Below are 3,863 nucleotides of genomic sequence, written 5' to 3'. Positions count from 1 at the left end.
CGGCCAGAAGCAGACGGACCGTGAATGTCAGAAAGCGACCGGTCCCTGACCGACCCGAAGAATCAGCGCCTGGTCACCGGACGCACTGATCAGGGTGTCGTCAGTTACCGAAAGTGCGTGAGTCTGGAGGGAATCGCATAGCTCTGACAGAAGCCCTTGAACGACGCTGAAGGATAAATCGGACTAACAAGCGCCGAACTTAAGTGATAAAGGATGGACGTGAACGGCTTTCCTGAAAAGCTGCCCTCAATTGTGAAGGACTCGTCCTTCACAACACCCCTTGGATGCACCCGGGAGCACCAGCTTAAGGACCTGAGGACCAATCCTTCATCCCCGATATCCAGAACTTCATCGACGTTTGCCAAATTATCAGTGCGGGAGCCTACCGGCTTTAAGATGATGATGTCATAGCTCATACGTTTTCCTGTGGCCCATCCCCCACGTGCGCTTCATCTCACTCGTTAGAGGGGATAAGCAAGTGACCGAAAAAGGTAGACTTGTCGCTGCTAGTCCCAGTCCATTTTAATGTTCTCCTGTTTTCGGAACGCGTCCAGCACGCTCTGGAACTGGGAGCGTTCGAAAGTCAGGCTCGGTATTGAGTCGTACCAATCAACAGCAGGGGATTGCAGCGTAATTAAATCCTTCAGCAAGCCAAATCGGCGCCACTGGACATAGTGCTCACCGGCATGCTGCTCAGCGACTATGACGGTACAAGTCAGATCCAAGTCATCAGAGCAAACAAGTAGTGGAACCAGGTCCGCCAGCCCGGCGCTGTTGAGTAAATCCGGTCCCATACCAAACAGGTGTCTTTATCGCTGTACAAGCCTGAATGAGCGGCTACCAAGTGTAGCTCAGCTTCTCGATTGTGCCGAGGTAGCCAAACCTCCATAGGTACTCCGTCAACGGCAAAGGTCGGATAGAAATCCAGGCTGTGTTTAGATTTATGGCTTGCAATAGATAGCAGATTATTCATTCTGACCCTCGAATCCCTGAAGTTTACAGAGATTACTTTCCCTAGATGCGGACGGCTTCTAATCGCCGACACCCGAAAAATTCAGAGTTTTGTGATCCGAACGATATGGCTCGCATGAGCATCTTCTATTCGATTGAAGCCGCAGCGCAGGTAAAAAGCGCTCCCCTCCAAGGTATCGGTGTAGAGACGCACACGCTCAAAATGCACCGCGGCGTGGGCAAGCAATGCGTTAACCAATCTGCGGCCAACCTGTTGCCCGCGTGACGCAGGCGCCACATACACACGTCGCAGCCTTCCTGTACGGTCATGGGTGAACGGATCAACCGACAGGCCTCCAATGCCCACAAGTTGCTGGTTCAGATAAGCCGCCATGAGGCATTCGCCAGGCGCATCAAAGCGATGGGTGCCTGACTGCCATTCTGAAGTCAGTCGGGTGAGAAACCTGAAGCCTTCTGCAACTGCCGCTTTTTCCAGGTCGAGGATTTGGGGCGGCAGATGCGTGATCCGTTGAATCTCCATTGAGTTCAATCTTCTCTGATCGGGCGCGAACCCCTTCTGAGGTCTCTGGGGATATTGACTTGGGCCGTGGGCACGCCAGTGGCGGCTATCGACCCAGCCGGTGTGAAAACGCAGACGTCAAATCACAGTTTTGCTGCTTATAAAAAGCGGCACACATTTGAAGCCGGCCTTGACTATAAACTCCGTGACATAAGGTATTGCTCTTTCCCCCAAGCCTCAAAGCGCTCCAATACTTTCCAGCCAAGCTTGGTGTAATAACTGCTCTGGTTGTGCGTGTGCAAGTACAAGGTAGTGAACCCAGCGTCTCGTGCATGGACACAGATGCCTTCATTTACTGCACTGCGAGCCCCCTCTTTCGAGCTTCAGGTGTGACGAACACACACGCAAGCCAAGGACCTAGATCCGGCCGGTCAGACAGGTCATTACTGGCAAGCGTAGCGCCACCTAGCAACTGGTCTCGTTCGGTTGCGATCAGACACTTCCAACTGCCATCACGCTGCCCATCAAAGAACTCGTGTTGCCAACTCGAAAGAGATTGCTGCGTAAACTCATAATTGAATTCCCGATAAAGCCATTCGGCCATAACGTCGCACTTGTCCATTTGTTTATCGAGCCAATCCACTCGCAGCATCTGAAACGCTCCTTATATATTCGTCACGCCGGTAGGATTCTGGACAATCATACAGCCGTCTGCCTGCGGCACAGACTATGTCGAAGCCATATCCATACTGGTTTCCCTGCTCACCCTCATACTGGCTTGGCCCAACGTTGCCGGCAGGGCTTGTAATGGACCTGGCCGGAGCATGGGCTACGCATGGTTACGGTGCAGGTGCCGGCAACTTCTGGCACCACTTGATAGAACGTAGCGCTTCCTCGGCAGGCACAAGCGCGTAGCGCGAGTAATACATTGTTCCACCGAAACGCCCCTCGTCGATTTCGCCCAAGGTCTGCCCGTCCGTGTAGGCCGAAGTGCTGAGCTGGTCTGCGATGTAATACACCTTTCCATTCTCGACGGTGATATCGAAACGCTTGTTAACCATACCGCTTATTATCGGTGGCGAGGTGGAAGCGACGCTGTGCTTGCCGGCGGGAATGTCGGCTTTGAAAAAACTCCCGGAGGGCAAGCTGCCAATTGCGCGACCATCGACCAGAATGGTCGGAGCGACCCCGCTACCGATGCTGGCGGAAGTACGATAGAAGTAGACCGTGGCCTCGTCCGGACGAGGTTCTGCCGGTGATGTGAAGAATGGTTGGCCTGTGAGGTCCGGACCGCTGATGCAGCCGGTCAGTGAGGCCAGGCCTGCGAACAGGCTGGCCCAGAGGAGCGTACAGCACTTCATGGCATGAAATTCCTTGAAAGTGGATCAATGGGCGTCGGGGCCGATGACGGTCACCAGTACCGGATTCAGAGCGTGCACAGCCCTTTACCGAAGTCAGTGGCATCAGAACTCGGCCACGGCGCAAAACCGCTCTTTGCCGTCATATTCACGATGTTCCGATCCTTGAGCATCGGGTACTTGCGCTTGAGCGCCTGCACAGTGCTCTCGGCATTGTTCACGTTGGACAGGCAAAAACGCAGGGCATCGGAGCGCAGGTCGCCGATATAGAGAATTTCCCCGGCCTTCACCGAGAAAACCGCAGGCACAGGGCGCGGCATCGATTTTCCCGCGTAATACACGTAATGCCACCGCGTGTACTCATACTCACCAGGCGGCACTTCATACATGAAGTAATGGCCCAGCACAGAGGGCGATGGCTGATCATCTTCATTGCCCAGCGTCGTCAGCCGTATTGCGGTACCGGGTGCTCCCTGGTGGTCGATTTCAACCACCAGCCCATGGGGCTGCATCATCGGAAAGCTCTCACCAATCGAACCCACGATGATCGCCTTACTCGGGTCAGGTGCGTGCTTGCCGTCGTAGCGTGACGTCGCGCACCCGGACAGAAGGGTTGCGCAGAGCGCGACCGCGCCCCAGACGAGATATTTACTGCTGACTTTCCCTAGCATTGGTCTTTTTTCCGATCAGTAATCTTGCAGTTTGTAGAGCCCAGCCGAGCGAACCAAACGTTCGTACACCTGGTACTTCGTTGTTGGCTCGGCCGAACCTATTGTCCAGCTACCCGCACCTTGATAACAACCCACTCTTGGCTCATCACCCGCCGCAGAGCAGCGCCTGAAGGCAAAATCCGATTCCCTCGCCGCGGCTTGCTCCATTGCCTACGCGTGCGTCAGAATCCGCCGGCTTGTGTGCTGGGGTGGCCGTCTCTAAGGTGGCTCGGTCGCTGAATTGTTCAGTGATTCGGGTTTAGTAGCCTGAGCTTGGGTATCTATTAGTGCATGAGTTTCATCAGTCAGACAGTGCGTCTGTGC

At 54.6% G+C, this 3,863-nt stretch carries 5 protein-coding genes and 1 pseudogene; all 6 read right to left on the bottom strand.

Going from position 1 to position 3,863, the window contains the following annotated elements; all coding sequences use genetic code 11:
* Positions 1-104: 104 nt before the first annotated feature.
* The 6 genes and pseudogenes from BFP96_RS28375 to BFP96_RS28350 all read right to left on the bottom strand — a co-directional run bounded on the left by BFP96_RS28375 (position 105) and on the right by BFP96_RS28350 (position 3,500).
* Positions 105-416, bottom strand: a complete 312-nt coding sequence (locus BFP96_RS28375) for a hypothetical protein (protein WP_240995354.1) — start codon at positions 414-416, stop codon at positions 105-107.
* A gap of 90 nt (positions 417-506) precedes the next feature.
* Positions 507-794 (bottom strand): hypothetical protein, encoded by a 288-nt coding sequence (locus tag BFP96_RS28370; RefSeq protein WP_256548926.1) that lies wholly within the window; start codon positions 792-794, stop codon positions 507-509.
* Positions 795-1,054: 260 nt separating this feature from the next.
* Positions 1,055-1,492: a GNAT family N-acetyltransferase gene (locus tag BFP96_RS28365; RefSeq protein ID WP_065936158.1), complete on the bottom strand. Its 438-nt coding sequence runs from the start codon at positions 1,490-1,492 to the stop codon at positions 1,055-1,057.
* A gap of 173 nt (positions 1,493-1,665) precedes the next feature.
* Positions 1,666-2,123 (bottom strand): annotated as a pseudogene (locus tag BFP96_RS28360) (GNAT family N-acetyltransferase).
* 187 nt (positions 2,124-2,310) lie between these two features.
* The gene (locus BFP96_RS28355) at positions 2,311-2,832 is read right to left on the bottom strand and encodes a DUF2846 domain-containing protein (RefSeq protein WP_065936157.1); all 522 of its coding nucleotides are present in this window, start codon (positions 2,830-2,832) and stop codon (positions 2,311-2,313) included.
* A gap of 65 nt (positions 2,833-2,897) precedes the next feature.
* Positions 2,898-3,500: a hypothetical protein gene (locus BFP96_RS28350; protein WP_065936156.1), complete on the bottom strand. Its 603-nt coding sequence runs from the start codon at positions 3,498-3,500 to the stop codon at positions 2,898-2,900.
* Between the last annotated feature and the right edge of the window lie 363 nt (positions 3,501-3,863).

Origin of the sequence: Pseudomonas sp. 34 E 7, from assembly GCF_900005715.1 — a bacterium.
Taxonomy (GTDB): domain Bacteria; phylum Pseudomonadota; class Gammaproteobacteria; order Pseudomonadales; family Pseudomonadaceae; genus Aquipseudomonas; species Aquipseudomonas orientalis_A.
The sequence above is the reverse complement of the archived record's forward strand: the minus strand, read 5'-3'. Positions and strand labels throughout refer to the sequence as shown.

What these genes read in the sequence shown, in the direction of transcription:
- BFP96_RS28350 (WP_065936156.1), bottom strand. Translation starts at nt 3,500, where the DNA reads ATGCTAGGGAAAGTCAGCAGTAAATATCTCGTCTGGGGCGCGGTCGCG.
- BFP96_RS28375 (WP_240995354.1), bottom strand. Translation starts at nt 416, where the DNA reads ATGAGCTATGACATCATCATCTTAAAGCCGGTAGGCTCCCGCACTGAT.
- BFP96_RS28355 (WP_065936157.1), bottom strand. Translation starts at nt 2,832, where the DNA reads ATGAAGTGCTGTACGCTCCTCTGGGCCAGCCTGTTCGCAGGCCTGGCC.
- BFP96_RS28370 (WP_256548926.1), bottom strand. Translation starts at nt 794, where the DNA reads ATGGGACCGGATTTACTCAACAGCGCCGGGCTGGCGGACCTGGTTCCA.
- BFP96_RS28365 (WP_065936158.1), bottom strand. Translation starts at nt 1,492, where the DNA reads ATGGAGATTCAACGGATCACGCATCTGCCGCCCCAAATCCTCGACCTG.